Origin of the sequence: Streptomyces sp. NA04227 (assembly GCF_013364195.1) — a bacterium.
Classification (GTDB): domain Bacteria; phylum Actinomycetota; class Actinomycetes; order Streptomycetales; family Streptomycetaceae; genus Streptomyces.
The window spans coordinates 3,670,991-3,696,917 of the sequence record NZ_CP054918.1 but is presented as its reverse complement, the minus strand read 5'-3'; the positions used below and the strand labels follow the sequence as shown (position 1 = coordinate 3,696,917).

The following is a 25,927-nucleotide window of genomic DNA, read 5'->3' as shown; positions in this document are numbered from 1 at the left end:
CGACCTGTCTTTTTTTGCGTATCAGTGATCGTCCGGATCCGGAACGCGCACCGCCTCTCACCTTGCCTAGCCTCCATGGGCAGGCCGAGCGCCCACCGGCCTTGCTCTTCCCCTTCCCCGGCGGCTACCGCTCCTTCGGCACAGCAGCCGTACGACCTGACGCACCACGGAGAGTTCATGACGTTCAGCAACCGCACGCGCACTTTTCGTACGGGGTGTGCGACGGCGGGCCTGCTGCTGCTCACTTCCTGCGGGCTCCTCCCGTCGAGTGCGCAGGACCGCGACCCCGCGCACGCACCGGAGCTGCGCCGGTTCTACGGGCAGAAGCCGCACTGGAAGGACTGCGGGGAAGGGCTGCAGTGCGCCTCGCTCACGGTGCCCATGGACTACGCCCGACCGCGCGGGAAGACGTTCACCCTGCCGCTGGTCCGCCACCCGGCCACCAACCGTGAGCGGCGTCTGGGGTCCCTGGTCTACAACCCGGGCGGGCCCGGGGCCTCCGGCGTGGAGGACCTCAAGGGCGGCACGGCCGACGACCTCGGCGAGCGCATACGGGAGCGCTTCGACATCGTCTCCTTCGACCCGCGTGGCGTCGGCGGCAGCAAGCCCGCGGTGACCTGCGACTACGACGAGTCCGGGGGCAGTGAGGGCGAAGGCGACGGTGAGGGTGCGGGCGAGGGCGAGGTAGGGGCGGGCGCCGCGGCCGACGCCGGACTGACTCTCTATCCGCAGGACGACGCCGAGCGCGACAGCGCCCTCGCCTACGCCGACGAGGACGCGGACGGGTGCGCGGCGGGCAGCGGATCGCTGCTACGGCATGTCGGCACCCCCGACGTCGCGCGCGACGTCGACGTACTCCGCGCGGCCCTCGGCGACCGGAGGATCACCTACCTCGGCTGGTCGTACGGCACGTACCTTGGAAGCCGGTACGCGGAGCAGTTCCCGCACCGGGTCCGCGCCATGGTCCTCGACGGCGCCGTGGACCCGAGCCTCACCTGGCGTGAGCGCGCGCTGAGCATGGGCGCCGGATTCGAGCAGTCCCTGGACGACTACGCCGAGCTGTGTGCCGACTACGCCGGCGAAAGCTGCCCGGGCACCACACCGGAGGAGATCCGCGACGTCGTGGACTCGCTCTACGACTCGGTGACCGAAGAGCCGCTGCAGGTGTCCGACTCCGACGAGACGGTGGACATCGCGACGCTGCACTCCGTGGTCAGCGAGTCGATGTACGCACCGGAGGACTCGTGGACCGACCTGTCCGACGCCCTGTGGCAGGCGTACGACGAGGGTGACGGCTCCCTACTGCTCAAGCTCTCCGACGGCGAGGAACTCGACGGCGAGGAGCCCAACGGCGAGGAAGGCGACGGCGAGGAAGAAGACGAAGAACTCGACGAGACGGCCCAGACCCGGACCGCGCGGAACGCCGCCGACGACAGCACCGAGCCCGCCGACAACAGTGAAGAGGCCCCGGACAACAGTGAAGAGGCCCTGATGGCGGTCAACTGCCTCGACATACCCCACCCGCGCAGCCCCGAGGCGTACTGGGACCTGTTGCAGGAGGCGCACGAAGAGACGGGTCTCTCCGGCACTTCGAGCGTGCTGGACGAGATGAGCTGCCGTAAGTGGATCAAGGGTGCCACCAAGCCGCACCGCGTCAAGGCTCCCGGCCTGCCGCCCACGCTGGTCGTCGGCACCACGGGTGACCCGGCGACCCCGTACCACGAGGCGGAGAGCTTGGCCGGGCAACTGCCGGGCGGCATGCTCCTCACGTACGAGGGCGTCGGACACCTCGCGTACGGACGTGGGGACGCCTGCGTGGACAAGGCCGTCGACGACTACCTCCTCACCCTCGAGAAGGTGCGCCCCGGCACGACGTGCTGACGGTCCCGCCCGCACCCCTGGTTGCGGTATCCGGTAGTTCCGGTGGTTCCGGGTGTCCGATACAACCCATTTATTTATTTATTTACGTATCGGTACTTCATTCCGCCCTGATTGAGATGCCGGTACGGACGCGGCAAACCTGGAAGCACAGAAAGCTTCGGCACAACGATCCCGAGGCTCCCGGAACACCAGGCTCCGGAACACGGGGAGGAGCATCCCAGTGATCACCACCCAGCCCCGAGCGGCGGCGGTTCCCACGTCCCGGACCCGCCCCGCCGTAGACGGGGAACCGTCCGCGGTCCTCGGGTCGGCCCTGTGCACCCTGGAGGCAACCCCGGAGTCCGTCCCGCGGCTGCGTCGCTTCGTTCGGCATGCGGCGCGGGCCTGGGACCTGTCCGACGACGTCGAGTACGCCCTGTGCCTGGTCGTCACCGAACTCGCCACCAATGTGGTCACGCACAGCGGCAGCCCCGACCTGACCCTCGCGCTGACCGGCCGTCCCGGCACCCTGACGGTGCAGGTCGTCGACTCCGGACAGTGGCTGCCGTCCCCTGTCCCCGCCCGGGGACGGAAGACACCGAGCACGGTCGCGTGCGGTGGCCGGGGCCTGAACCTGGTCCGCGCCCACACCACGCACTGCGAGATCCACCGTTCGGGCCGGGGCACCTCGGTCACGGCCACCTTCGCCGTCGCCGCCCCGCAGTCCCACGAGTCCCGCGATCAACGGCTCGCCGTCCCACTGCCCGCCGCACCTTCAACGCCCCTGTAGAGCAAGCGAGCAAGCGGGTTGGCAGGAGCAGCCGCTCCGAGTCCGGCCCGAGACCCCACACCACCCCGCACCACCTGCACCACCCCAGACCCGCCCCCCACGGCGGAACCCGGCCCGGCCATAGACGTCCCCCGCGCCGACGGCCGGGCCGAAGTTACTGGGTACGCCCACACGCCAACGCCTTTGAATACGCCCGTACTTGGCTGCGCCCTGGTCAGTGGGCGGGCGGGCGAGCCGAGTGCACCGCAGCCGCTCAGTCGGGCAGTGCGACGGTGAGGTCCACCTCGACCAGCTGCCCTGTGAAGCCCAGTTGGGCAACCCCCAAGAGCGTGCTGGCGGACGTGAAGGCCGGCCCGAGGGCGGAAGCGGTGAGTCGCTGCCAGGCGAGGCCCAGGTCCGCCCTGTCGTCGCTGCGCACGTAGATCACCGACCGCACCACGTGCTGCGGCTGAGCGTTCACCGCCGCAAGGGCGGCAAGTGCGTTCACGACGACCTGGTCGACTTGCGCCTCCAGGGAGCCCGGGCCGACGAGGGAGCCGCCCTGGTCGAGCGGGCACTGCCCCGCCAGATAAGCCGTGCGGCCGGTCTCCACCACGGTGATGTGGTGGTAGCCCGGCGTCTCGTGCAACTGATCGGGGTTGATGCGGCGGATCTTCGCTGTCATGCCGCGAGTCTGACCAATCCGCCCCCGGCACGCACCGGAATTTGCCCCCACCGCACGACCCTCCGACGCGTCGCGAGGTGGAGGAACGAGCTTAGTTTGCGTATCCGTATCCCCCTGCCGCCGGATATGTGAATCCCTGCCGCGCTCCTAGGTTTCCAGCCAACGCCCGGTCGGCGGCACGTTCTTGGGAGACGCGACGTGTCCGCATGCGCGGCCGGGCGGCGCGGCGTGGGGCCGCTGGTCGGACGCGAGCGCACCGCACCCCTGGGGGCTCGCGTCCGACGTGGCCCTCGTCCGCACTCCACCCCCTACAGAGCAGGACTCCTACCGGGGTCCATCCGCGAAAGGCAGGAACCGTGACCGGTTTCAGACCCCTGCGCATATCCCTGGTGGCCGCGGCAGCGGCCACCCTCCTAGGCGGGGCGATAGTGCCCTCCCTCGTCACGCCCACCGCTTCGGCCGCCCCGCCCGCCGCCGATTCCGACGCCGCGCCCTCCGTGGCGGTCGAGCGCCTCATCGTCGGCTACAAGTCGAAATCCGCTGCGGCGAAGTCCAACGCCGAGGCGGAGAAGAACACCAGGGCCACTCTCAAGAAGGCGGGCCACAGTGCCGACTTCGAGCGCCGCCTGGGTACGGGTGCCGCGCTGATCGACCTCGGCGACAAGCTCGGCCAGAAGGACCTCGACGAGGTTCTGGCCGCCTTCGAGGCGAACCCGGACGTCGCCTACGTCGTCCCCGACCGCCGCGTGTACGCCATGGCCGCCGAGCCGAACGACTCCCTGTACAAACAGCAGTGGGACCTCTTCGAGTCCACCGCCGGTATGAACGTGCCGGGCGCGTGGGACAAGGCCACCGGCAAGGGCGTCAGGGTCGCGGTCATCGACACCGGCCACGTCGCGCACTCGGACGTGGCCGCGAACGTCATCGACGGCTACGACTTCATCTCCGACACGCGTGTGGCCAACGACGGCGACGGCCGCGACAGCGACGCCGCGGACCCGGGTGACTGGCTCACCGCCGGCGAATGCGGCACCGACGCGCACGGCAACCCCGTACCCGCCAACGACACCAGCAGCTCCTGGCACGGCACGCACGTCGCCGGTACCGTCGCCGCCGCCACCAACAACGGCAAGGGCGTCGCCGGAATCGCGTACGACGCGACCGTCCAGCCCGTGCGCGTCCTGGGCAAGTGCGGCGGCAGCACCTCGGACATCATCGACGCGATCACCTGGGCCTCCGGCGGCGCCGTCCAGGGCGTGCCGGACAACCCGAAGCCCGCCCACGTCATCAACATGAGCCTGGGCGGCAACGGAGCCTGCGACCAGGGCACCCAGAGCGCCATCGACGGCGCCGCGGGCCGGGGCACCACCGTCGTGGTCGCCGCGGGCAACAGCAACGCCGACGCGGCGGGCTTCACCCCCTCCAGCTGCGACAAGGTCATCTCCGTCGCCGCCACCAACCGGGACGGCAGCCTGGCCCGCTACTCCAACTACGGCGATGTCGTCGACATCGCCGCTCCCGGCGGCGAGACGCACGTCAGCCCGGAGGACGGCATCCTGTCGACCGTGAACGACGGAGCCCGTGAGCCCGGCGGCGAAACGTACAAGGCCTACCAGGGCACCAGCATGGCCGCCCCGCACATCGCCGGCCTCGCGGCCCTGCTGTACCAGACCAAGTCCGGCATCAGCCCCGCCGACGTCGAGGCCGCCATCAAGAAGAGCGCCCGTGCCCTGCCCGGCACGTGCAACGGCGGCTGCGGCGCGGGCCTGGCCGACGCGACGGCCACCGTCACCGGCAAGAGCGGCGACCCGCAGCCGGACCCGGAGCCCACGCCGGACCCCGAGCCCGAGCCGGAGCCGTGGCCGTTCCCGTGGCCGGAGCCGTGGCCCTGGCCGTGGACGGGCGGCGACAACGCCTCGACTCCTGGAGCCTGACGCTCTGACTCCGGAACGCTCCTGACCTCAGGGCGCTCTGACCTCACAGTGGGGGTTTCTGCCGGTGGCCTTCCGGTCACCGGCAGAAACCTCCGCGCTCCATCTGTGCTCCCTCCGCGGTACGGCAGCGCCCACCGATCCAGGGCTGCCGACGGGGAGGGAGCACTTCTTCAGGTCCGGCTTCGTCGGCTAGGCAAGGCACATCGATCTGGACAGGCTGATGCTGATGCATACGTACGCGAACAGGCCGGACGACGGCGCGGCGGGTGTCGGCGGCGGACACGGTGACGGGCAGGCCCCCCGGCAGCCGTGGTCGCGGCTGACACACATACGTGCCTCGGTGCCCGGACCGGTGCTGTTCCTCGTCGAGGGCGCCGCGGGCTCGGGCAAGAGCAGGCTGGTACGGCGCGCGCTGGAGGTCGACGTGTTCGCGGGTCTGCCGCGGACCGTGGCCGTGTGCACCGCCGAGGGCGTGCGGACAACGTCCTCGGACGCCCCGAAGCCGCCGCACGCGTCGGAACCGCCAAAAGCCTTTCCGGACGCCTTTGTTGAGGATCTCGCCTCGGTGCTCGCCCCCGTGCTCGCAGCCGCCGAACCGTGCGTACTGCTGGTCGAGAACATGCACTTGGCCGACGCCGAGACCCGACGGATGCTGTGGCGCTGCCTGCGGCGAGCGGGTGCGGGTACGGGTCCGGAGGCAGGGGCGGAGGCGGCGGCGTTCACCCTGATCCTCACCTACCGCCCCGAGGAACTGCCCGTTCCGGGGCTGCCGTGGGGGTGGGCGGTCGACTACCCGGCGGAACTGACCGTGGTGCGGCAGCGTGTCGGGGCGCTGACGGCTGCCCAGGTCACCGGCATGGCGCACACGGCGCTGGGCGGGGAGCTGTGCGGCCCGGGTTTCGCCGCCCGGCTGTATCAGCGTGCGGGCGGAAATGCCCAAGTCGCCGTGGATCTGCTGCGGTTGTGCGCGCCCGTCGCGGGCGACACCCGGCGCCGTACGTCCGAGGATGTGGACGAGGCCGGGGTGCCGGCCCGCCTGTCGGAGCTGACGCTCGGCCGACTGGCCGGCCTGCCCGAGCGGTACCGACCCGTCGTATGGGCGGCGGCGGTGCTCGACGAGCCGGTCGGCGGCCGGGAGCTGGCCGTGGTGGCGGGGCTCGATGGGCCCGATGGGCCCGATGGGCCTGGTGGGCCCGGTGAACGGGAGCCGCTGATCGCGGCGTTGGCGGCCGGTGTGCTCCAGGAGTGCGGTGCGGCGGGTGAGGCGGGTTACGGCTTCGCGGTGCCGCTGGCGGCGAAGGCCGTACGGGAGTCTCTGCCGGGGCCGACCCGGGAGCGGCTGCACCGGGCCGCCGCCGACTTCCTGGTGCGTGCGCATCCGGTGCCGTGGGAGCGCGTCGCACATCACCGCAGAGGGGGCCGCCAGGTCCGGCAGTGGCTGCGGGCCGTGGAGCGCGCGGCCCGGCAGTACGAGGCGCGGGGCGACCACCTGGCGGCGATCCGGCTGCTGGAGCGGACGCTGGCCGTGAGCGCCGTGCCACGGGAGTTCCGTGACCGGCTGGCGATCGTACTGGCGCACAACGCGCTCGAAGGTCCCCGCTCGGACCGTGCCTTGGAGGTACTGCGCCAGATCGTCGACGACCCGGACCTCGCGCCGGGCGTGCGCGGCGAGGCCCGCCTCGACCTCGGGATGCTGTTGAGCAACCAGGCGGGGGACCCGTTGCGGGGCAAGGCCGAACTCGTGCGCGCTGTCGAGGAGTTGGCCGAGCGTCCCGCCCTGGCCAGCCGGGCGATGTCGCACCTGGCGATGCCGGACTGGCCCGGCCTGTCTCTCGCCGAGAACATCAAGTGGCTGACGAGGGCCGAGGCGGCGGCCGAGCGGTCCGGCGACGAGGTGGCCAAGGCCGCGACCCTGGCGAACCGGATCAGTGTGATGCTGTCCACCGGTGACGCCGGAGGATGGCCGCTGCTGGAACGCCTCCCGCGCGAGAGCGAGATCCTCGCCTGCCGTCAGCATGCGGCACGCGGCCTGGTCAACGCGGGCGAGGACGCCGTGATCACCGGCTACTACCGCACGGCCAGGGAACTCCTGAGCGAGGGCATCGGCCTGTCCGAGCGCACCGGTACCCCCTACAGCGTCGCGAGCGGACGCGGCGCCCGGCTGCTCTGCGACTGGATGACCGGCGACTGGCGAGGTCTGCCCGAACGCGCCCGGGCGCTGGCCGACGAGACCGAGCGCATGTCGATGATCACCGGCCTGCCGACCCTGTCGCACGCCGCGCTCGCGCTGGCGCGCGGCGAATGGACCGAGGTGAAGTCCCTCCTGTACGGACCGGCCGCACCCCGCGAATCCAGTGCCCCGCACACCTTGCTGGCGCTGGCGTCCGGACTGCGCATTCGCCTCGCGCTCGCCCGCGAGCAGTCCGAGGAGGCGACCCGGGAGGCGGCCCGTACGTGGCGGCGACTGCGCGAGAAAGGGGTGTGGGTCTGGGCCGCCGAGGTGGCGCCGTGGGCTCTCCAAGCCGTCCTGGGCGCGGGGCGCGCGGAGGAGGCGGAGGCAATGGTGGCCGAGTACGCCGCGGGAATCCGGGACCGCGACGCCCCTGTCGCGGCGGCGGCGCTCGACTGGTGCCGCGCGGCCCTGGCCGAGGCGCGGGGCGAGCGGGCGGAGGCGCTGGCGCACTTCCACAGCGCGCGCGGCGCGTACGCCGAACTGCCCCGCCCCTATATGGCCGCCCTGGCGGCGGAGCGGGCCGGACATGTCGCCCTCGCCGTGGACGAGGAGGGACGGAAGTCCCACCCGGACGAGCCGGGACGGAAGCCCGATCACGACGAGCCGGGACGGAAGCTCGACCAGGATGAACCAGGACGGATGCCCGGCCAGAACGACGCGGGACGCAAGCCCGACCAGGACGAGGCGTTCGGCGAACTGCGCGATGCCGTAAGCGAGTTGAGTGCCCTCGGTGCGCTCTGGGACGCCGCCCGGGTCCGCGCGACGCTACGGGCGCACCAGCCGCAGGAGGAACGGCGCCCGCGCGGTCGGCCGAGCTACGGCTGCATGCTGTCGCCGCGCGAGGAGGAGGTCGCCCGGTTCGCCGCGTCAGGCCTGACCAACAAGGAGATCGCGGTGACCCTGCACCTGTCCCCGCGCACCGTCGAGCAGCACATCGCGCGTGCCATGCGCAAAACCGGTGTACAGACCCGGACCGGGCTCACCGAGCCACTCCCGGGCTCTTGGACGGGGAGTCGGCCACTGTCGTCGTACCCGGCGCAGGGCGTCCCGCCGCAGGACGACCCGGGGCAGGGTGGCCCCGCGTACGACAGCCCCGCGCAGGACGGCCCCGCGTACGACGACCCCGGCACACGGTGGTGAGGTCAACTCGTGAACTCGTGAACTCGTGTGCCGGGGCCGGGAGTTCAGGCCCACCGGCACGGTGTCCGGGCTCTCGCGGTTACCGGTCTGCTACCGGTCCGCCCAGATCTCGTCCACACGTGCGCGCTCGTCCTCGTTCGGCCGGGCGTTGGTGCACTCCGTACCCGCACCGCCGCCGGACATCAACTCGCTGCACGGACCCTCGTAGTTGTCGTCCAGACCGAGGATGTGTCCCGTCTCGTGGGCGACGACGCGGGTGGCGTCGAAGCCCTCGCCCTGGATCTGGTTGTTGTCGAGGAAGACCAGATCGCGGGTCGCGTACGAACCGTCGCCCTCGCCCTCGCGGTAGCTGAAGTCGCCCTCGCCGCCGGTCTCTTCCAGTCGTACGTTCTCGACGGCGCCGTTCCAGATCTCGGTACTGGCGTCGATGGCGTCCTGGTAGCTCGGGGCTCGATCGTCGTTGTAGGTGATCGTCACGGTCTGCAGGCCGGGCTCGGCGTCCTGCTTGACCTCGGCCACGCGCAGGACGGTTTCGAGGAACGCCTTGCCCGAGGCGGGACCGTCGCCGTGGTCGAAGGCGACCGCCGGGGTGCGGACGGTCGTGGGGGTGCCCGTGCTCTGCGCTTGCGCGGTGCCGGGAAGGACCGCGGCCGTGGCCACTGCCGCCAGGCCCAGGGCGATGCGCAGGCCTCGTCGGTGAGAACTCATGGGGGGTGCTCTCCTGTTCGTCTTGGGACACGACGCACGGACCGGTTTCCGGCCGTGACTCCTGTCCGATGGCGAGCACTTTGGGCGCCGCCGCATGAGCACGACAATCAGGGGGTCGGGTCCTACGCATACGCAGAAAAAGAGCTGGGATCCCACGGAACCACCGCGCGACCGGCTGCTGTTCGCCGTGCACGACGGACTCCCGCCCGGCCGGTGACCGCCCCCACCCCGCCCTTGCCCGTGCCCCCCACCCCTGTCCGTGCCCCCCACACCCAATGTGTCCAAAGCCTCACCCCGCCCCCTGTGCCCCCCGCCCCCCGAGTGCGAGGATCGGTCCACGTCAACGGCCTGTGCGCCGAGCTGTGCGCCAAGAGGAGTGACCGGGCATGAGCGAAGGCGGAGCAAGCGCGAAGGGTGCGCCGGGTGGGCACGCCGCCGGGTTCTTCGCGTCCGTGGACGATGTCGCCGACCGCCTCGCCGAGGTGGGGTATCTGGCCTCGCCGTCCGTGGCGACGACCGTGTTCCTGGCCGACCGGCTCGGCAAGCCGTTGCTGGTCGAAGGACCGGCCGGGGTCGGCAAGACCGAACTGGCCAAGGCGGTGGCCCGGGTCGGCGCCGCGCCGTTGACCCGGCTCCAGTGCTACGAGGGCATCGACGAGTCGCGCGCCCTGTACGAGTGGAACCACGCCAAGCAGCTGCTGCGGATCACGGCCGGGCGTGACGAGGCCTGGGACGAGACCCGTAGCGACATCTTCAGCGAGGAGTACCTGCTCGCCCGGCCGCTGCTCACGGCGATCCGCGGTACGGAGCCCTCGGTGCTCCTGATCGACGAGATGGACAAGGCCGACATCGAGGTGGAGGCCCTGCTCCTGGAGGTGCTCAGCGACTTCCAGATCACCGTGCCGGAACTTGGCACCATCACGGCGGCGCACCGGCCCTTCGTCCTGCTCACCTCCAACGCCAGCCGCGAACTGTCCGAGGCCCTGCGCAGGCGCTGCCTCTTCCTGCACCTGGACTACCCCGAGCCCGAACTGGAGCAGCGCATCGTCCAGTTGAAGGTGCCCGGCCTCGGCGACGTGCTCGCCGACTCGGTCGTGCGTACCATCGCCGCACTGCGCGCCATGGACCTGCGCAAGGCACCCTCCGTGGCCGAGACCATCGACTGGGCGCAGACCCTGCTCGCGCTCGGCGCGGACGCCCTGGACGAGGACGTCGTACGCGACAGCCTCGGCGTGATCCTCAAGCACCAGGACGACATCACCAAGGCCGCGCAGAAGCTGACCACGGCGACAAGCGCCACGGCATGAGCGCGGGCGGCGACGGAGCCGAGAGCGCGGGTGTCGTGGAGGCGGCCCCCGTCGACGGCCTCACCGAGCGGCTGACCGACTTCGTCCAGGCGCTGCGCGGCCACGACATGCGCGTGGGACCGGGCGAGAGCGCCCAGGCAGCCGAGGTGCTCGCACTGCTCGGACTGCGCGACCGCGAGCGCGTACGGGCCGGACTGGCCGCTGTGTTGCTCAGCGCCGAACGCCAACGCACCGTCTTCGACGCGGTGTTCGACGTGTACTTCCCGTTGGGCGTGAACGACCTGCTCGGTGACGGTCGGCCGGAGGGGGACGTGTCCCCGGACGCCGCCGCCGACGTCGCCGATGCGCCCGAACTGCCTTCCCCACCATCCCAGTTGGACGAACGCGCCCTCCTCGAAGACCTGCGGGACCGCATCGCCGCCGCGCTCGCCGAGAACGACAGCGGGGCGCGGGCCCGGCTCGCGCGGGAGGCGGTGGGCGCGTTCGGGCGGTACGGGTCCGGCTCCGGTACGGACGGCTGGTCGGCGCACCAGACGTTGAGCCGGGTCCAGCCGCAGATCCTCCTCGCCCGGGTGCTCGCGGCGCTGCGGGCGAATCGTGGTGGGAGCGGTGGGAGCGGTGGGGCCGGTGGAGGCGGTGAAGGCGCGTCCGGGCAGGGCGGACAGGGCGGGCAGGGCGGACAGGCTGGGCAGGGCGGACGGGCCGGGCAGGCCGATCAGTACGTGGACCGCTTCGAGCCGGACGAGATCCGGCGCCGTATCGAGGCCTTCCGGCAGGAGGTACGGGCCGAGGCGCGGCGGCGGGTGGCCGAGCGGCAGGGGCGGGAGAAGGTCGCCGCGCGGGCCCGCTCACTGAGCGCCGACGAGACGGACTTCCGTCTCACCGACGCCCGTAAGCGGGCCGAACTCCGGCGCACCGTACAGCCGTTGGCGCGCAAGCTGGCCACCCGGCTCGCGGCGCGGCGGCGCCGGGCGGCGCGCGGCACCGTCGACCTGCGCCGCAGTCTGCGCCGTTCGCTGTCGACCGGTGGGGTGCCGCTGAGTCTGGCGTACCGGCGTCGCAGGCCCGCCCGTCCGGAGATCGTGCTGCTCTGCGACGTGTCCGGCTCGGTGGCCGGGTTCGCGCACTTCACGATGCTGCTCGTCCAGGCGATGCGGGACCAGTTCAGCAAGTTGCGGGTGTACGCCTTCGTCAACCGTACGGACGAGGTGACCGACTTCGTGAAGGCGGCGGGCAGCGGCGACCCGGAGCGGCTGGGCGAGCGCATCCTCACCGAGGCGACGGTCTCCGGCTGGCACGGGAGCAGTGACTACGGCACGGCGCTGGGCGAGTTCGCCGAGCGCCATCTGTCGGCGGTGGGCCCGCGCACCACGGTCCTCATCCTCGGCGACGCCCGTACCAACAACTGGGACCCCAACCTGCCCGCCCTGCGCGAGATCGGCGAACGCGCCCGCACCGTCCAGTGGCTCAACCCCGAACCCGTTTCCCTGTGGGGCACGGGCGACTCGGCCGCCCTGCACTACGCGGCCCTGGTCGACATGCACCCGTGCCGCAGCGTGCGCCAACTCGGTGAACTGGTCGGGCGGTTGGTGCCTGTGTAGGTGCCGCCGCACGGGCGCCGCCGCACAGGTGCCGCGCCCTGGTGCCAGGGCCTGCTGTTCCTGCTGTTCCTTCCGTTCCTTCCGTTCCTTCTGTTCCCGGTGAGGCTGGGCGCCTCGTCAGCCGGTCAGCGGGATTCCGCGGTCGAGGACCCGCTTCCGGTGGCGGGCACACCGTAAATCGTCACCGTGAAGGCGTCCGTCGTCGCGCCGGACACCTTGCCGATGTACAGGTCCTCAAGCGCGTGATAGCGCGTCAGATGGGTCTGGTGCCCGGGCTGCACACCCTCGAAAACGACCGGGTCGACATCGGCGGTCTTGTCCTCGAACACATCGAACCGGAGGTGCTCGTTCTCCGGTTCCACCTGCCAGACGACCGCCGGGAACTGCAGTTCCCTGTCCTTCAACGAGAAATTGGCACTCGACCGCTTGCTCTGTCCGGGCTGCGGCTGGGAAGTTACCCGAATCTCGCCAATGGCCACGTTCGGCATTACTGAATACCTTCACTTCCACGGAGATGTTCGACGTCCCGAACCTACCCGGTGATCGCGAGGAAACGCCTTCGGGGGTGAGGGCAGGAAAGCGCGCCTACACCCCCTGCCGTGCGGATGCAAGTGCGTGGGGAACGTGTCACGCTGACATTAGCGCCCGTACCGGTACCTGCGCCCGCCACTCGTCACCGTAAGTGAAAGCGACGAAACGGAGTACGGCCATGGGCGAGATTCTGGTCAGTACGACCACCAGTGGGGCCCAGTTCCAACCGTCCGTCGACTCGGTCCACGGTTCGCAGTACGTGGCCACGTGGGCGGACGGCAGCGATGCGGGCATCAAGGCCCAGAGCCTGGGAAGCACCGGGGCGCTGCTCGGTGACGAATTCCAGGTCAGTACGTCGACGCCGCCCGGGAGCAACACGAACCGGCAGTGGCCGACCATCGAATCAGCCGGATTCTCCTCCTTCGCGGCATGGCGGGAAGAGGCGTTCAATCCGCCGCCCGTACCGCAGTTGAAGCTGCGCCGATTCGTGGACGGACAGCCGTCGGGTTCCGAAATCCAGGTCAACAGCACCGATATCGACCCGACCACGCGCCCCTCCCTCACGAACATGATCGACGGCGGCTGCCTGGTCACCTGGGCGGGGTCCCGTGCAGACATGCGGATTCGCGCCCAGCGTTTCACTTCCGAAGGGGCCAAGGCGGGCCCGGAGTTCACGGTCAACACGACCGAGGGGTTCCACGAGAACCCGGCCGTGACAATTCTGGCGGACGGCAATTATGTCATCGCCTGGACGAGCGACCCCTCGTCGATCGGCGGCGGTCGGCTCACCTTCCGCGTCTTCGACTTCGAAGGAAGTCCGCAGGGCGGCGAAATCCAGCCCAACGCGTCCGGATTCCGGGGCGACAACGCGATCACGCTGCTCGACACCGGACGCTTCGTCGTCGCGCACGTCGACGGCATCGGCCCCAGCGACCTCGGCGTCCCGCAGACCACCGTGGAGGCGAGCATCTACGAGCCGACCGGCGACGGCGACGAGATCACCAGCGTGACCGCGGGCCAGCCACGCGACTTCAACCGTTCCAGCCCGGCCCTCACCCCGCTGCCGGGCGGCCGCTTCCTGCTCGCCTGGGTGGAGAAGAGCGCGACCACCTTCGACACCTACCCGATCGTGATGGCGAAGATGTGCTCCGACTCCCAACTCTCCCTCACCGACAAGGTGCGGGTCAGTACGAGGTCCGGCGGCAACCGCTTCCAGCTCGGTGCGGCCGCGGCCTTCGGGGCCGGATCGGAGTCCGTCTTCATGACCTGGGCCGACGACGACGGTACGCAGGACCTCGCGGTGCGGGGGCGGGCGTACAACGTGGCCGTATCGGGGGAGTTGGTGGATGCGTGAGGCAGACCTCGGCATGAAGGAAGGAGGGCGTGGCCCCTGGCGAGGGGCCACGCCCGGCGGTGACCGAGAGGTCGGGGCTCGTGGAGGTCAGGAGTTGCCGATCCAGAACTCGATGGACAGCGGGGGAACGGTGAGGGAGAGCTGGGGACCGGACTTCAGACCCAGGGCCTTGTTGTTGGTGGCCGGGCCGTAGCGACGGCCCTCGAAGGAGCCGCTGGTCTGGGTGTCGACGCCGAAGGTGAACGACTCGGTGGCCGAGCGGTTGGTGACGGCGAAGACCGGCTTGCCGGACGGGGTCTTCCAGGCCATGATCCGCTGGTCCTTGAGCCGGGTGGACTCGTCGACCATGTAGCGCACGGAGTCCCAGGGCAGGTACTTGACGAAGCCGGCGACGCCGTTCCAGTTCTTCGGGTTCCACGTCCAGTGCCCGGGCTTGAGGTCGGGGAAACGGGAGTAGTCCGTGTCGTGCGGGGGGCGCCAGAAGCCGAGCGAGTAACCGGCCGCTTCCGCGTTGGCGATGGGCTTGAGCGCGTGCAGCCAGTACCAGGTCGGGGAGTCCTGGAAGACCATCCAGTTCATGATCGACTGGGCGGTGTTGATGCAGCGCCAGTCCGAGGTCTTGTTGTCCAGGTACTCGAACTCGTTGTTGTAGACGAGCTTGCCCTGCGCGCCGGAGGTGAAGTCGGCGTCCATCTGCTGGTTGCTGTCGGCGCCGATGCGGTGGAACGACCAGGCGTCCACGTACTTCATGACCTCGGGGTCCGCCGCGATGGCCTTGCCGAGCGAGCCCTTCCAGCCGTCGTAGCTCTCCGCGTGGATCCGCACGTCCGGGTACTTGGCGCGGATCTTGGGCGCGACGGCCTTGAAGGTCTTGTAGTACTCGTCGGCCGTGTAGGTCGCCGAGGAGTAGGTGCGGGGGCTGAGCACGGCCTCGTTCTGCAGTCCCCACTCGGAGATGCGGCAGCCCCCGGCGACCAGGTAGTCCAGGTCTGCCACCAGTGCGTCACCGAACTCGTCGAGGAAGGCGGGCTCGAAGGACTTGAGCTTGCCGCCGATGTAGGCGTTGTTGTCCTTCCAGGCGGGTGCCGGGGACCAGTACTCCACGGCCATGCCCTCGATGCCCGCCTTGTCGCACATGTCGGCGAGCAGGGCGGTCTGGCCGGGGTAGCGGCCGCGCATGAACTTCTGGGAGGAGTCGAGGCCGCGGTAGTACAGGCCCATCGCGAGGCGGCAGTAGCGGAAGCCCCGGTCGGAACGTCCCGCCTTGAGCATCTCGTTGTAGAAGCGGGTCCGCTCGGAGTCGGTCAGGTCGTACGGCACGCCGCTCACGGTGTCGGGCAGGCCGTTGTTGCCGGAGCCGATCGAGTCCGACTGGATCTCGAACCCGAGGCCCAGGATCGTCTGCTGGCGGGACTTGTCGAAGCGGATGACGTAGTTGCCGGCGGTGGCGGCCTGGGCGCTGAACAGCCCGGCGAACGGGCTCGCCGCGGTCGCTGCTCCGGCTGCGGCGATACCGCCGAGAATCGCCCTGCGGGAGGGGCGGCGGGCGTGCTGTGGGGACATGGGCTCTTCCTCTGCATCGGGTCGCGGCTCGGCTTCGAACGGTGTCGGCGCAGGTCGGAACGTGCGGTCATCCGAAGTTGACGCGAACAGTATTCGATATACGAAGCTGATGGCCAGACCCTTGCGTCCCCTGATTTGGCCGGTACGTTTCGGTCTCTACCGGGCGGCTGAGGGGCGGTAGCGGAGTGGTCCCGGCGAACCGGCGTCTCGTAAGGCCTGGTGATCACGGAGCTGCTGAACCGTGCCGGGCTCACGCGCTGTTCAGGACGAAGGGAAAAGGTTCCGCCGTCGCCCTCCACGGATCGCCGTCGGGGTCGGTGCACGCCGCCGTTGTCCGGACCTTCGCGCAGGCGCGAACCCTTCACCCAACTCTGCCGTCATAGTGCTGACTTGAGGAGGTCTGCATGCGCCGGAAAGTAGTGGGGTACGGACTTGCGCTCGCCGTGGTGACACTGGGGGCCGTGGTGAACTGGCCGGAGGGCGGGAAATCTCCGGCGGACGGGCCGGACCGGAAACGGTTCGAGGAGCGCGCGGCGGAGATCGCGCGGGACTGGCCGGAGGTGCGGCGGTCCAGGGAGGTCGACAGCGGGCTCACGGATGTCGGCACGATGCGGGAGTTCGGGGAGCCGCCGCGGTCACCGGTGCCAACGGAGGGGTACGGGCGGGTTCGGGAGTCGACTCCGTGGCCCGCGTGGGCTCGTAGCGTCACCGTGACCCTCACCACCGGCGCGTGCGTCAAGGATCTCGGGACGCACGTGCACGAGACCGAGCGGCTCGTCGTGGTGGGCGGGTGGTGGGTGTCGAAGTCCGGGGCCTGCACCAGCAACGCGCTCACCAGGCCCGTGGAGGTGCGGCTGCGCGCGGAGTTGGGCGACCGGCAGGTGGTGGACGCGGTCACGGGTGAAGCGCTGCGTCCCTCGGGGAAGGCGGCTGATCCTCTCCTGCCGGGTTCGTGAGCCAGTCCTGGTCCCGGAGCTGGTCACTGGTCCTGGTCACTGGTCCTCGGCGTGGTCGTGGTCGAGGTCGTGACCGTAGGCGTCTCGTGCCGTCCCGTCCCGGGGCTCTGCCCGCCCCGGGACCCCTCCCGCCCTCACCCCCTTAGCCTGCCGCCAGCCGTCTGACTGCTGGAGGAGCGGGATGGGAATCTTCCGACGGGATCGTCGTACGGACGCGAACCGGGATGCCGACGCCGAGCTGGCCTTCGAACGGGGAACGCGGGAGTTCCGCGCGGGGCGCTATGCCGAGGCGGCCACCCACCTCGGTGACGCGGTGAAGCTCGCCCCCAACTCGCCGGAGGCTCAATTCCTGCTGGGCGCCGCCCTGTTCAATGTAGGGAAGTCGAAGGCCGCCATCGGTCCGCTGCGCCGGTGCCTGACCCTTCGGCCCGAGCATGCCGAGGGGCTCTTCGCGCTCGGCATGGCCCTCGGCCGGACCGGGGAACTGGACACCGGCCTCGCACACATCTCGAAGGCCGCCTCGCTCGGGGAGCCGAAGGCACTGGAGATGCTGCCCCAACTCGGCGCCGACTACTGCCGTGCGTGCACCCGCCCGGCCCACTACGCCAAGGGCGACACCAGCGCGAGCATTCTCGTCATGGGCCCCAACATCGGTATGAGCTGCGAGAGTTGCCGCACCGTGCTGTGCGGTCCGTGCGCCCGCCGCGACCGGTTCGGACCGATGGTCCTCAACTGCCCTGACTGTGAAGGTCCGTTGGCCCCGCTCTCCCGTAACTGAGCCTTCTCGGCGCTGCCTCTCCAGGGTGCGGCCCGGCTGCTCAACGGCGGCCCGGCGCGTCCGACCGCGAGTTGCGGCAGATCGCTGCCGACGCGCTTGGGCTCGGTCAGATGCCCGTTTTGACGACGTTGTGGACGACGCACTCGACGTCCAGGGAGCGCATGTCGTCGTCGTGGGTCGCTACGTTCGCGGTGAGTGTCGCGGTCGCGGTTGTGCCTGGCGCCAGGTTGTCGACGGAGAAGTCGGCACCGCCGAGAGCCTGCTTGTCCGAGGCCCGCACGATCGACAGGGTGACCTCGTACTTCGAGGACTCGGCCGTCGTGTTGCCATTGGTGACGCGATACTTGTAGCGGACGACGCCGACGACGTCGTTGTCCGGAGTGAGCTCGCACGCGTCGATCGTGACGTCGTCTTCGCCGAACGTCGTGGTGCTGCTCGGCGAGGGCGCTGCCGTGCTGGAGTCGCCACCGTCGTAGTCCTCGTTGCCGTCGGCTGTCGCGTCGCCACCGCCCGACGAACTGGATCCCGACCCGGAACTATCGCCGTCGTCGCAGCCGCCACCTCCGGAGCGACGTGCGCCGGTCAGGGCGACCAGGACGACGACGAAGACGGCTATGGATCGTGCATGGCGAAGCTTCACTTCGAGGCCCCCGCTGCGGACGAAAAGGACTTGGAGCGGCCGGAGTTGACAGCTTCGTCACAGTAGCAGCGCGGCAAGGGCACGAAGGATGCGGAAAACCCGCTGCCCCCCTGTCTCGCGACAGAGGGGCAGCGGAACCGTTTTCGCCTCAAGTCCCCCCGGTTCCAGGGCAGTTGCGCTGCCCCTGACCGGTCGGACCGGTGAGTCGACAGACCGTCCGAAGACTGTCCGGCCACTCGATGTACTCTGCTACCCGGCTACTCGGCGATACGAAGTACCTGGTGGACCCGACGTACCCGACGCACCCGAAGTACCCGATGTACTCGACGTAACCGAATTACTCGACGATCTTGAGGAGCTTGTTCGGGGTGCCCTCGCCCGGGTTGGTGATCTTGTCCGGGGTGGCACCGTCGACGAGCGCCTTGGCGACGTCCGCCGGGGCGGCGTCCTGGTGGGCGCCCAGGTAGAGGGCGGCCGCGCCGACCACGTGCGGGGTGGCCATCGAGGTACCCGAGATGGTGTTGGTGGCGTCGTCACCCTCGTTCCAGGCGGACGTGATGTCCGTGCCCGGAGCGTAGATGTCCACGGCCTCACCGAAGTTGGAGAAGTCCGACTGCTCGTCGTCCTTCGTCGAGGAGGCGACCGTGATGGCCTCCTCGACGCGGGCGGGCGAACCCTCGGTCGGGGAGGACTCGTTGCCGGCCGCGACACCGTAGGTCACGCCCGACTCGATGGAGCGCTTGACCGCAGCGTCCAGGGCCTCGTCGGCGCCGCCGCCGAGGCTCATGTTGGCGACGGACGGGCCCTCGTGGTTCTCGGTGACCCAGTCGATGCCCGCGACGACCTGCTCGGTGGTGCCCGAGCCGTTGTCGTCGAGGACGCGGACGGCGACGATGTTGGCCTTCTTGGCGACACCGTGCGCGGCACCGGCGATGGTGCCCGCGACGTGGGTGCCGTGACCGTTGCCGTCGTCGGCGTTGTCGTCGTTGTCGATGGCGTCGAAGCCGGACTTGGCGCGGCCCTCGAAGTCCTTGTGGCTCACACGGACGCCGGTGTCGATGACGTACGCGGTGACGCCCTCACCGGCGGCGTCGGGGTAGTTGTACTTGCTGTCGGCCGGGCCGTCGGCCTGGTCGATGCGGTCGATGCCCCAGGACGGCGGGTTGTCCTGGGTGGCGCTGATGGTGAAGCGGTGGCTCTGGACGACCTTGGCGACCGCGTCGTCGGCCGCGAGGCGCTTGGCCTCGGTCTCGCTCAGGCCGGTGGCCGAGAAGCCGTTGATGGCCGAGTCGAAGCCACGCTTGAAGGTGCCGCCGTACTCCTTGGCGAGGTCCTTGCCCGAGGAGGTGGCCTTGATGCTCTGGCCGCCCTTCAGCATGACGATGTAGTTGCCGTCGATCGCGCCCTTGGCCTCGGCGCCGTAGACGGTGCCCTCGGCGGGAGCGGAGGCGCCGGCCGGGAGAGCGACGAAGACGCCCGCGGTCAGGGCACCCGCGGCTGCGACCGCGATGGCTATCTTGCGCTTGCCGACACGCTTGTGCGTTGCCATGTGCAAAGTCCTTCTGTGGGGTGTGGGGGTGAAGAACTGGCGTAACTGCCCCTGACGACCGAATCGTTGATCCTCAGGTTGAGTCGAAACTCTGGCTGATCCCCTGGAAGGGCGCAAGCATTGACCCTTTGAGTGACGCAGGTCACAGAGAAATAGGGTTAGTGTCGGACATGGGCGAATTCGCTGTGTGTCCAACTTGTGGCGCAGGGTGAGATGTTCGCCTTTGTTGAATTGTTTGCGGGTGGGACAGTGCGACGGTTCCGGTGCCTGGGGCGGCAGTTGAGCGCTCGGCGATTTTAAGGCATTTATGGGGACTCGTCGGGAGATCGTGAAGGGGTCTCGAACTTCTCTGCCGGGTCTGTGGGTTGGCCGCGGTCGTACGGCGGCTGGGGGCTGGATCCCGTTGATCGCGCTGCCGAGGGCCACGGCCTCCTATGTACTGGCCGCGCTCGCCCCGGAGGCCCAGCAGGCCGCACGAGCCCCACAGGCCGCGCGGGCCGAACAGGTCAACTGTCCCGGACTCTTGACTCGTTGAGGCGCCCTCGGGATCCTCGACAGCGTCCGGCCCTGTGTGCCCGCCCCTCCGGGACCCCGGCCCGGTCACGGTTCCATGCCCCCCGTACACCCCCCCCCCGACCGAAGGCATGCCGACCATGAGACGCACTCGCACCCGCACTCGTACTCGAACGGGCACCCGCCCACGTACGCGGCCGGCATCCGGCCGCGTCCGCACGGGCCGCCGTCTGCTCGCCGTCCTCGCCACTCTGCTCGCCCTCGGCTCGCTGACGCTGGGCGCCGGTCCCGGTTCCTCGGCCGCGCCCGGGCCGGGTGAGCGGGAACGGGCGGCGGGCGGCAACTGGTGGGATCCGGTGGCGCGGCCCGCGCCGGACTCGCAGATCAATGTCGCCGGGGAGCCGTTCACCGGTACCGACGGCGCGGGCAAGGTGCGCGGCTTCGTGGACGCGCACAACCACCTGATGTCCAACGAGGGCTTCGGCGGCCGGGTGATCTGTGGCCGGACCTTCGCCGAGGAGGGCGTCGCGGAGGCGCTGAAGGACTGTCCCGAGCACTACCCGGACGGCTCGCTCGCGCTCTTCGAGAACCTGACCGGCGGGGCCGACGGCCACCACGACCCGGTCGGCTGGCCGAAGTTCGGACACTGGCCCGCCTACAACTCCCTGAGCCACCAGCAGAATTACTACGCCTGGGTGGAGCGTGCCTGGCGCGGTGGCCAGCGCATCATGGTCAACGACCTCGTCACCAACGGCCTGTTGTGCTCGGTGCACCCGTTCAAGGACCGTGGCTGCGACGAGATGGACTCGATCCGGCTCCAGGCGAAGAAGACGTACGAACTCCAGGACTACGTCGACCGGATGTACGGCGGTCCGGGCAAGGGCTGGTTCCGTGTCGTCACCGACGCTGGGCAGGCGCGCGAGGTGATCGAGCAGGGCAAGCTGGCGGTCGTGCTGGGCGTCGAGACGTCCGAACCCTTCGGCTGCAAGCAGGTGTTGGGCATCCCGCAGTGCAGCAAGGCCGACATCGACCGGGGTCTGGACGAGTTGTACGGGCTCGGGGTGCGCAGCATGTTCCTGTGCCACAAGTTCGACAACGCGCTGTGTGGTGTCCGCTTCGACTCGGGCAGTACCGGAACGGCCGTGAACGCCGGGCAGTTCCTGTCCACCGGCACCTTCTGGCAGACCGAGGAGTGCACCGGACCGCAGCACGACAACCCCATCGGCGGCGCCCTGGCCCCGGAGCTGAAGGCCAAGCTTCCGGCGGGCGTGACCATGCCCTCGTACGCGGAGGGTGCGCGCTGCAACACCCGGGGCCTGACCGGGCTCGGTGAGTACGCGGTGCGCGGCATGATGGACCGTCACATGATGCTGGAGATGGACCACATGAGCGTGAAGGCGGCCGACCGCGCCTTCACGATCCTGGAGGAGGCCGACTACCCGGGTGTGCTCTCCAGCCACAGCTGGATGGACCTCGGCTGGACCGAACGCCTCTACCGGCTGGGCGGGTTCATCGCCCAGTACGGCCACGGCAGCGAGGGCTTCGTCGAGGAGTGGCGGCGTACCGACGCGCTCCGGGAGAAGTACCAGGTGGGCTACGGCTACGGCACCGACATGAACGGCGTCGGCGGCACCGCGCCCCCGCGCGGCGAGGACACCGGCAACGCGGTTACCTACCCCTTCCGCAGCGCGGACGGCGGTTCGGTCCTGGAGCGGCAGGTCACCGGCGAGCGCACCTGGGACGTCAACCGGGACGGCGTGGCCCACTACGGGCTCGTACCGGACTGGATCGAGGACCTGCGCAAGGTCGGCGGTCAGGAGGTCGTGGACGACCTGATGGCCGGTGCCGAGTCCTACCTCGGTACCTGGCGGGCCACCGAGCGGCACGGCGGCGGCGCGTAACTCCGCCTGGGCGGCAGGGGTGTAACTCCGGTTGGGCTGCGGGTCGTTCGTACGGCCCGCAGCTCAACCAGCCGTGTTCTCGGCCCTGTTGCGCGCGGGGCCGAGGACACGGTCCAGGTACGGGTTGGCGAACAGTCCGTCCGGGTCCAGCGTGTCGCGCAGGGCGGTGAAGTCGCCGAACCTCGGGTAGCGGGCGGCGAGTTCGGCGGCGTCCAGGCGGTGCATCTTGCCCCAGTGCGGGCGGCCGCCGACGCTGCCGAGGATGTCCTCGCAGACGCCGAACCAGCGTTCATGGGGCATGCGGTGGTACTGGTGGAAGGCGACGTAGGCGACGTCCCGCTCATGTGCGGGGGAGAGCCAGAGCTCGTCGGCGCGCACGAACCGCACCTCGAAGGGGAACGACACCTTTTCGTCGTTGCCGTCCACCCAGCGCTTCAACTCCCTGAGGACAGAGGGGAGTTCGGCGCGCGGGATGGCGTACTCGCCTTCCCGGAACCGTACGTCGCGGTCGGAGGCGAAGACGTTCGGCGCGAGGTCGGTGAACTCGCGGGCGCCGACCGCGCGGGTGACCAGCCGCGTGATGCCCGGCACCAGGCGGGGCCAGCGGGTGCCGGCCCGCAGCAGGGCCTCGAAGCCGATGTTGGTGACCAGGCGGTCGTCCACGGTGCGGCTCAGCGCGCTCAGCGGCCGCAGTTCGGTGTCCGCGGGCAGCCGGGTGAAGCTGCGGGTCAGCGCGGTCCCGGTGTGCGGGAACCAGAAGAACTCGAAGTGGTCGTTTTCCTCGACGAGTTGGCCGAGGTTGTCGAGGGTCTCCTCGAAGCCGCGCTTGGCGTCCACGGCGCGCAGCGCGTACAGCGGGACGCACTGGAGGGTGACCCGGGTCAGTACGCCGAGCGCGCCGAGGCCGAGCCGGGCGGCGGCGAACAGGTCGGGCCGCTCGGTGGCCGAGCAGGTCGCCACCGAGCCGTCGGCCAGGACCAGTTCGAGGGCGTGGATCTGGTTGGAGATGCTGCGGAAGCGGGCGCCGCTGCCGTGCGTACCGGTCGACACCGCACCGGCCACCGTCTGCCGGTCGATGTCGCCGAGGATCTCCATCGCGAGACCGCGCTCGGCGAGACGGCTGCTCAGCCGGTGCAGCGGCATGCCCGCCTCGACGGTGACCAGGCCGGTCGCGGTGTCCACCGACACCAGCCGGTCCATGCCCTCGGGCCGCAGCTGCACCCCGGGAGCCACGGCGGCCCCGCTGAACGAATGGCCCGAGCCGACGGCCTTCACCCCGAGCCCGTCCCGGGCGGCCTCGCGCACCGCCCGCGCGACCTCTTCGGTGGAGCCGGGGCTCACCACCCGCGCCGGGGTGATGCGCTCGGTGCCCGCCCAGTTCCGCCACTGCCCGGCCGCAGCCGTACGCGCCGTCTCCGTACCGGCCCGCCCGTGCCGTCGATCCGCCACCGCCGCCCCGCCTCCCGCTGTCGCCGCTCGCGATTGCCGATTGCTCTTCGGTGATCGCTGTTCGGTGATTGCCGTTCGCCTTGGGCGTGGTGCGGTCGGTGCACTGTGCCCGGGTTTCCAGCAGCATGGGGGGCGAGAAGTCATCAGGTCAACTGTCCCGGACGCTTGAACTGCAAGTTTTTCCTTGACATGCTCAACGACATGACCGATCTCTCGCTGTCCCGGCGGAGCCGTACCCCCTTCGCCGCCCTGGAGAAGGCCACAGCCGCACTGGAGACGCCGTGCGCCGTGGTGGACCTCGGCGCACTGCGGGCCAACGCCGCCGACCTGGTCCGTCGCGCCGCGGGCAAGCCGATCCGGATCGCCAGCAAGTCGGTACGCAGCCGGGAGCTGATCCGCGCCGCCCTGGAACTGAGGGGAACGGCGGGCGTCCTCGCGTACACGCTGCCCGAGGCGCTGTGGCTCGCGGAGGAGTTCGAGGACGTCGTGGTCGGCTACCCGACCGTCGACCGGACCGCCCTGCGCACCCTCGCCGCCGACGAACTCCTCGCCTCCCGCGTCACGTTGATGATCGACAGCGTGGAGCAGCTGCGGTTCACGGCGGACGCGATCGGGGGTGGCGGCGGCGACGGTGCGCACGAGAGCACGGGCAACGGCCGTACGGGGGAAGGAAGTTCGGGCGGGGCTTCGAGAGGCGGGACTTCGAGAGGCGGGACTTCGGACGGAGGGACCTCGGTAGGCGGTGGATTTCCGCTCCGCGTCTGCCTGGAGCTCGACGCCTCGCTGCGCCTCGCGTCCGGGCGCCTGCACGTGGGCGCGCGCCGCTCGCCCGTGCACAGCCCCGACCAGGCGGTCCGGCTCGCCCGCGCGGTCCAGAACGACCCGCGCTTCAGGCTGGTGGGACTCATGGCGTACGAGGGCCAGATCGCCGGTATCGGCGACAACCGGCCGGGCTTCCCGCTGACCCGGTTCGGCGTCCAGGCCATGCAGCGCGCCTCGGCGGCCGAACTGCGCGAGCGCCGCGCCGAGACGGTGGCCGCCGTCCGCGCCATCGCCCCGCTGGAGTTCGTCAACGGCGGCGGCACCGGCAGCCTCGAACTCACCGCGACCGAGGACGCCGTCACCGAAGTCGCCGCCGGATCAGGGTTGTTGGCGCCCACCCTGTTCGACCACTACACCCGCTTCCGGCCCAAGTCGGCCGCGTACTTCGTGCTTTCGGTGGTACGCCGCCCCTCCCCGCGCCACGCCACCGTGCTCGGCGGCGGCTGGATCGCCTCCGGCCCGGCGGGCGCCGACCGCCTCCCCCAACCGGTCTGGCCGCGCGGCCTCTCGCTGCTCTCCGTCGAGGGCGCGGGCGAGGTGCAGACCCCGCTCACCGGCCCCGCCGCGGCCCGGCTGCGGGTGGGCGACCGGGTCTGGTTCCGGCACGCCAAGGCGGGCGAACTGTGCGAGCACGTGGACGAGCTGCACCTGATCGACGACGGGCGGCTGGTGGGCACGGCGGCGACGTATCGCGGGGAGGGGAAGGCGTTCCTCTGAGGCGTTCCGCCGAGGCTTCCCCTGGCCTTCCTCTGAGGGGAGCCCCGCGGACCCGCTGCGGGACCGGCTCCGGGAGCGCGCTCCTCCGTACGGCCGGGGCGACCTCCGTACGGCCGGAGCGCCTCCGTACCGCCCGCGGGCAGCCTCCGTACCGCCCGGAGCAGCCCGGGTACCGTCCGGCGGTTAGGGTGGCGGACCGGGTATCCGAGGGCGGGAATCCCGGGCTGGGACCGGGCCGCGACCCGGGCGGGGCGAGGAGGAGTGCATGGCGCGGATGCCGTCGGCCGAGCGGCGCGTGCAGCTGGTGGAGGCGGCGATCCGGGCGATGACCCGGGACGGCGTCGCGAAGACGACGACCCGTTCGATCTGTGCCGAGGCGGGCGTCTCGCTCAGCGTCTTCCACTACTGCTTCGACTCCAAGCAGGCCCTGCTCGAAGCGGTCATCGAGACCATCACCGGCCACTCCCTGTCGACCGCCATGGCCGCGATCCAGCCGCGCGCGACCGTGCGCGAGACGGTCCGCGCGGTCCTCCAGGCCTACTGGGACCACGTCCTGGCCCACCCCGGCGAGCACATGCTGACGTACGAGCTGACGCAGTACGCCCTGCGCGAGCCCGGCTTCGAGCATCTGGCGCGGCCGCAGTACGAGCGGTACACGGCGGCGGGTATGGCCCTGGTCGGACAGCTGCGGGAGGCCTTCGGCCTGGAACTCCTGGTGCCCGCCGAGACCCTCTCCCGCTATCTGGCAGTGATGGCCGACGGGCTCACCCTCCACTACCTCGTCCTCGGCGACGAGGCGGGCGCGGCCGGGGTACTCGACACGGTCGCGGACCAGATCGTCGCGCTGACCCGGACCCCGTAGCCGCGCCGCCGCGAGCTTCTCCCGGAGCGGCCCCGCCCGACGTGCGAGCCCCCGG

The 25,927-nt window shown here is 70.5% G+C and carries 18 protein-coding genes and 1 pseudogene; 12 read left to right on the top strand and 7 right to left on the bottom strand.

Going from position 1 to position 25,927, the window contains the following annotated elements; genetic code table 11:
• Window positions 1-177 precede the first annotated feature (177 nt).
• Window positions 178-1,881 carry an alpha/beta hydrolase gene (locus HUT18_RS15720; RefSeq protein ID WP_176101277.1) on the top strand — a complete coding sequence of 568 codons (1,704 nt, stop codon included), beginning with the start codon at window positions 178-180 and terminating at the stop codon, window positions 1,879-1,881.
• Between the two features lie 220 nt (window positions 1,882-2,101).
• A complete protein-coding gene (locus HUT18_RS15715) occupies window positions 2,102-2,650 on the top strand; it encodes an ATP-binding protein (protein WP_176101276.1) in 549 nt (182 codons plus the stop codon).
• 253 nt (window positions 2,651-2,903) lie between these two features.
• On the opposite strand, the gene HUT18_RS15710 is transcribed toward HUT18_RS15715, so the two are convergent.
• Complete coding sequence (locus HUT18_RS15710; protein WP_176101275.1) at window positions 2,904-3,314, bottom strand: RidA family protein; 411 nt, start codon at window positions 3,312-3,314, stop codon at window positions 2,904-2,906.
• 356 nt (window positions 3,315-3,670) lie between these two features.
• Between HUT18_RS15710 and HUT18_RS15705 the strand changes: the two genes are divergently transcribed.
• Both HUT18_RS15705 and HUT18_RS15700 read left to right on the top strand, forming a co-directional pair.
• Window positions 3,671-5,248 carry a S8 family peptidase gene (locus tag HUT18_RS15705; RefSeq protein WP_254878628.1) on the top strand — a complete coding sequence of 526 codons (1,578 nt, stop codon included), beginning with the start codon at window positions 3,671-3,673 and terminating at the stop codon, window positions 5,246-5,248.
• 226 nt (window positions 5,249-5,474) lie between these two features.
• Window positions 5,475-8,621 carry a LuxR family transcriptional regulator gene (locus HUT18_RS15700; protein ID WP_176101273.1) on the top strand — a complete coding sequence of 1,049 codons (3,147 nt, stop codon included), beginning with the start codon at window positions 5,475-5,477 and terminating at the stop codon, window positions 8,619-8,621.
• A gap of 90 nt (window positions 8,622-8,711) precedes the next feature.
• Here the strand turns inward: HUT18_RS15700 and HUT18_RS15695 are convergent, their stop codons facing one another.
• Window positions 8,712-9,329, bottom strand: a complete 618-nt coding sequence (locus HUT18_RS15695) for a snapalysin family zinc-dependent metalloprotease (RefSeq protein WP_176101272.1) — start codon at window positions 9,327-9,329, stop codon at window positions 8,712-8,714.
• A 386-nt stretch (window positions 9,330-9,715) separates the two neighbouring features.
• Here HUT18_RS15695 and HUT18_RS15690 point away from each other — a divergent pair, with 386 nt between their 5' ends.
• Window positions 9,716-10,636 carry a MoxR family ATPase gene (locus tag HUT18_RS15690; protein WP_176101271.1) on the top strand — a complete coding sequence of 307 codons (921 nt, stop codon included), beginning with the start codon at window positions 9,716-9,718 and terminating at the stop codon, window positions 10,634-10,636.
• Complete coding sequence (locus tag HUT18_RS15685) at window positions 10,633-12,237, top strand: VWA domain-containing protein (RefSeq protein WP_176101270.1); 1,605 nt, start codon at window positions 10,633-10,635, stop codon at window positions 12,235-12,237. The genes HUT18_RS15690 and HUT18_RS15685 overlap by 4 nt, the downstream gene beginning before the upstream one ends.
• Before the next feature lie 125 nt (window positions 12,238-12,362).
• Here HUT18_RS15685 and HUT18_RS15680 read toward each other — a convergent pair whose 3' ends face one another.
• The gene (locus tag HUT18_RS15680; protein WP_176101269.1) at window positions 12,363-12,725 is read right to left on the bottom strand and encodes a hypothetical protein; all 363 of its coding nucleotides are present in this window, start codon (window positions 12,723-12,725) and stop codon (window positions 12,363-12,365) included.
• A 221-nt stretch (window positions 12,726-12,946) separates the two neighbouring features.
• Here HUT18_RS15680 and HUT18_RS15675 point away from each other — a divergent pair, with 221 nt between their 5' ends.
• Window positions 12,947-14,122 carry a hypothetical protein gene (locus tag HUT18_RS15675; protein WP_176101268.1) on the top strand — a complete coding sequence of 392 codons (1,176 nt, stop codon included), beginning with the start codon at window positions 12,947-12,949 and terminating at the stop codon, window positions 14,120-14,122.
• A gap of 87 nt (window positions 14,123-14,209) precedes the next feature.
• Here the strand turns inward: HUT18_RS15675 and HUT18_RS15670 are convergent, their stop codons facing one another.
• The gene (locus HUT18_RS15670) at window positions 14,210-15,685 is read right to left on the bottom strand and encodes a hypothetical protein (RefSeq protein WP_176101267.1); all 1,476 of its coding nucleotides are present in this window, start codon (window positions 15,683-15,685) and stop codon (window positions 14,210-14,212) included.
• A 404-nt stretch (window positions 15,686-16,089) separates the two neighbouring features.
• Between HUT18_RS15670 and HUT18_RS15665 the strand changes: the two genes are divergently transcribed.
• Together HUT18_RS15665 and HUT18_RS15660 are read left to right on the top strand one after the other, a co-directional pair.
• The gene (locus HUT18_RS15665) at window positions 16,090-16,641 is read left to right on the top strand and encodes a hypothetical protein (protein WP_176101266.1); all 552 of its coding nucleotides are present in this window, start codon (window positions 16,090-16,092) and stop codon (window positions 16,639-16,641) included.
• Window positions 16,642-16,822: 181 nt separating this feature from the next.
• The gene (locus tag HUT18_RS15660; RefSeq protein WP_176101265.1) at window positions 16,823-17,419 is read left to right on the top strand and encodes a tetratricopeptide repeat protein; all 597 of its coding nucleotides are present in this window, start codon (window positions 16,823-16,825) and stop codon (window positions 17,417-17,419) included.
• Between the two features lie 106 nt (window positions 17,420-17,525).
• Here the strand turns inward: HUT18_RS15660 and HUT18_RS15655 are convergent, their stop codons facing one another.
• Together HUT18_RS15655 and HUT18_RS15650 are read right to left on the bottom strand one after the other, a co-directional pair.
• Window positions 17,526-18,059 carry a hypothetical protein gene (locus HUT18_RS15655; protein WP_176101264.1) on the bottom strand — a complete coding sequence of 178 codons (534 nt, stop codon included), beginning with the start codon at window positions 18,057-18,059 and terminating at the stop codon, window positions 17,526-17,528.
• A 337-nt stretch (window positions 18,060-18,396) separates the two neighbouring features.
• Window positions 18,397-19,608 (bottom strand): S8 family peptidase, encoded by a 1,212-nt coding sequence (locus HUT18_RS15650; protein WP_176101263.1) that lies wholly within the window; start codon window positions 19,606-19,608, stop codon window positions 18,397-18,399.
• Window positions 19,609-20,390: 782 nt separating this feature from the next.
• On the opposite strand from HUT18_RS15650, the pseudogene HUT18_RS15645 reads away from it, so the two are divergent.
• A pseudogene (locus tag HUT18_RS15645) lies at window positions 20,391-22,007 on the top strand (hypothetical protein); the annotation flags it as partial.
• Window positions 22,008-22,085: 78 nt separating this feature from the next.
• Here the strand turns inward: HUT18_RS15645 and HUT18_RS15640 are convergent.
• Window positions 22,086-23,471, bottom strand: coding sequence for a D-arabinono-1,4-lactone oxidase (locus tag HUT18_RS15640; protein WP_254878627.1), 1,386 nt, complete (start codon window positions 23,469-23,471; stop codon window positions 22,086-22,088).
• A gap of 201 nt (window positions 23,472-23,672) precedes the next feature.
• Here HUT18_RS15640 and HUT18_RS15635 point away from each other — a divergent pair, with 201 nt between their 5' ends.
• A complete protein-coding gene (locus HUT18_RS15635; RefSeq protein WP_176101261.1) occupies window positions 23,673-25,010 on the top strand; it encodes an amino acid deaminase/aldolase in 1,338 nt (445 codons plus the stop codon).
• Window positions 25,011-25,275: 265 nt separating this feature from the next.
• The gene (locus tag HUT18_RS15630; protein ID WP_176101260.1) at window positions 25,276-25,872 is read left to right on the top strand and encodes a TetR/AcrR family transcriptional regulator; all 597 of its coding nucleotides are present in this window, start codon (window positions 25,276-25,278) and stop codon (window positions 25,870-25,872) included.
• Window positions 25,873-25,927 lie beyond the last annotated feature (55 nt).

Coding starts and splice junctions, on each gene's coding strand:
- HUT18_RS15720 (WP_176101277.1), top strand. CDS start 178: ATGACGTTCAGCAACCGCACGCGCACTTTTCGTACGGGGTGTGCGACG.
- HUT18_RS15710 (WP_176101275.1), bottom strand. CDS start 3,314: ATGACAGCGAAGATCCGCCGCATCAACCCCGATCAGTTGCACGAGACG.
- HUT18_RS15700 (WP_176101273.1), top strand. CDS start 5,475: ATGCATACGTACGCGAACAGGCCGGACGACGGCGCGGCGGGTGTCGGC.
- HUT18_RS15695 (WP_176101272.1), bottom strand. CDS start 9,329: ATGAGTTCTCACCGACGAGGCCTGCGCATCGCCCTGGGCCTGGCGGCA.
- HUT18_RS15690 (WP_176101271.1), top strand. CDS start 9,716: ATGAGCGAAGGCGGAGCAAGCGCGAAGGGTGCGCCGGGTGGGCACGCC.
- HUT18_RS15685 (WP_176101270.1), top strand. CDS start 10,633: ATGAGCGCGGGCGGCGACGGAGCCGAGAGCGCGGGTGTCGTGGAGGCG.
- HUT18_RS15680 (WP_176101269.1), bottom strand. CDS start 12,725: ATGCCGAACGTGGCCATTGGCGAGATTCGGGTAACTTCCCAGCCGCAG.
- HUT18_RS15675 (WP_176101268.1), top strand. CDS start 12,947: ATGGGCGAGATTCTGGTCAGTACGACCACCAGTGGGGCCCAGTTCCAA.
- HUT18_RS15670 (WP_176101267.1), bottom strand. CDS start 15,685: ATGTCCCCACAGCACGCCCGCCGCCCCTCCCGCAGGGCGATTCTCGGC.
- HUT18_RS15665 (WP_176101266.1), top strand. CDS start 16,090: ATGCGCCGGAAAGTAGTGGGGTACGGACTTGCGCTCGCCGTGGTGACA.
- HUT18_RS15660 (WP_176101265.1), top strand. CDS start 16,823: ATGGGAATCTTCCGACGGGATCGTCGTACGGACGCGAACCGGGATGCC.
- HUT18_RS15650 (WP_176101263.1), bottom strand. CDS start 19,608: ATGGCAACGCACAAGCGTGTCGGCAAGCGCAAGATAGCCATCGCGGTC.
- HUT18_RS15635 (WP_176101261.1), top strand. CDS start 23,673: ATGACCGATCTCTCGCTGTCCCGGCGGAGCCGTACCCCCTTCGCCGCC.
- HUT18_RS15630 (WP_176101260.1), top strand. CDS start 25,276: ATGGCGCGGATGCCGTCGGCCGAGCGGCGCGTGCAGCTGGTGGAGGCG.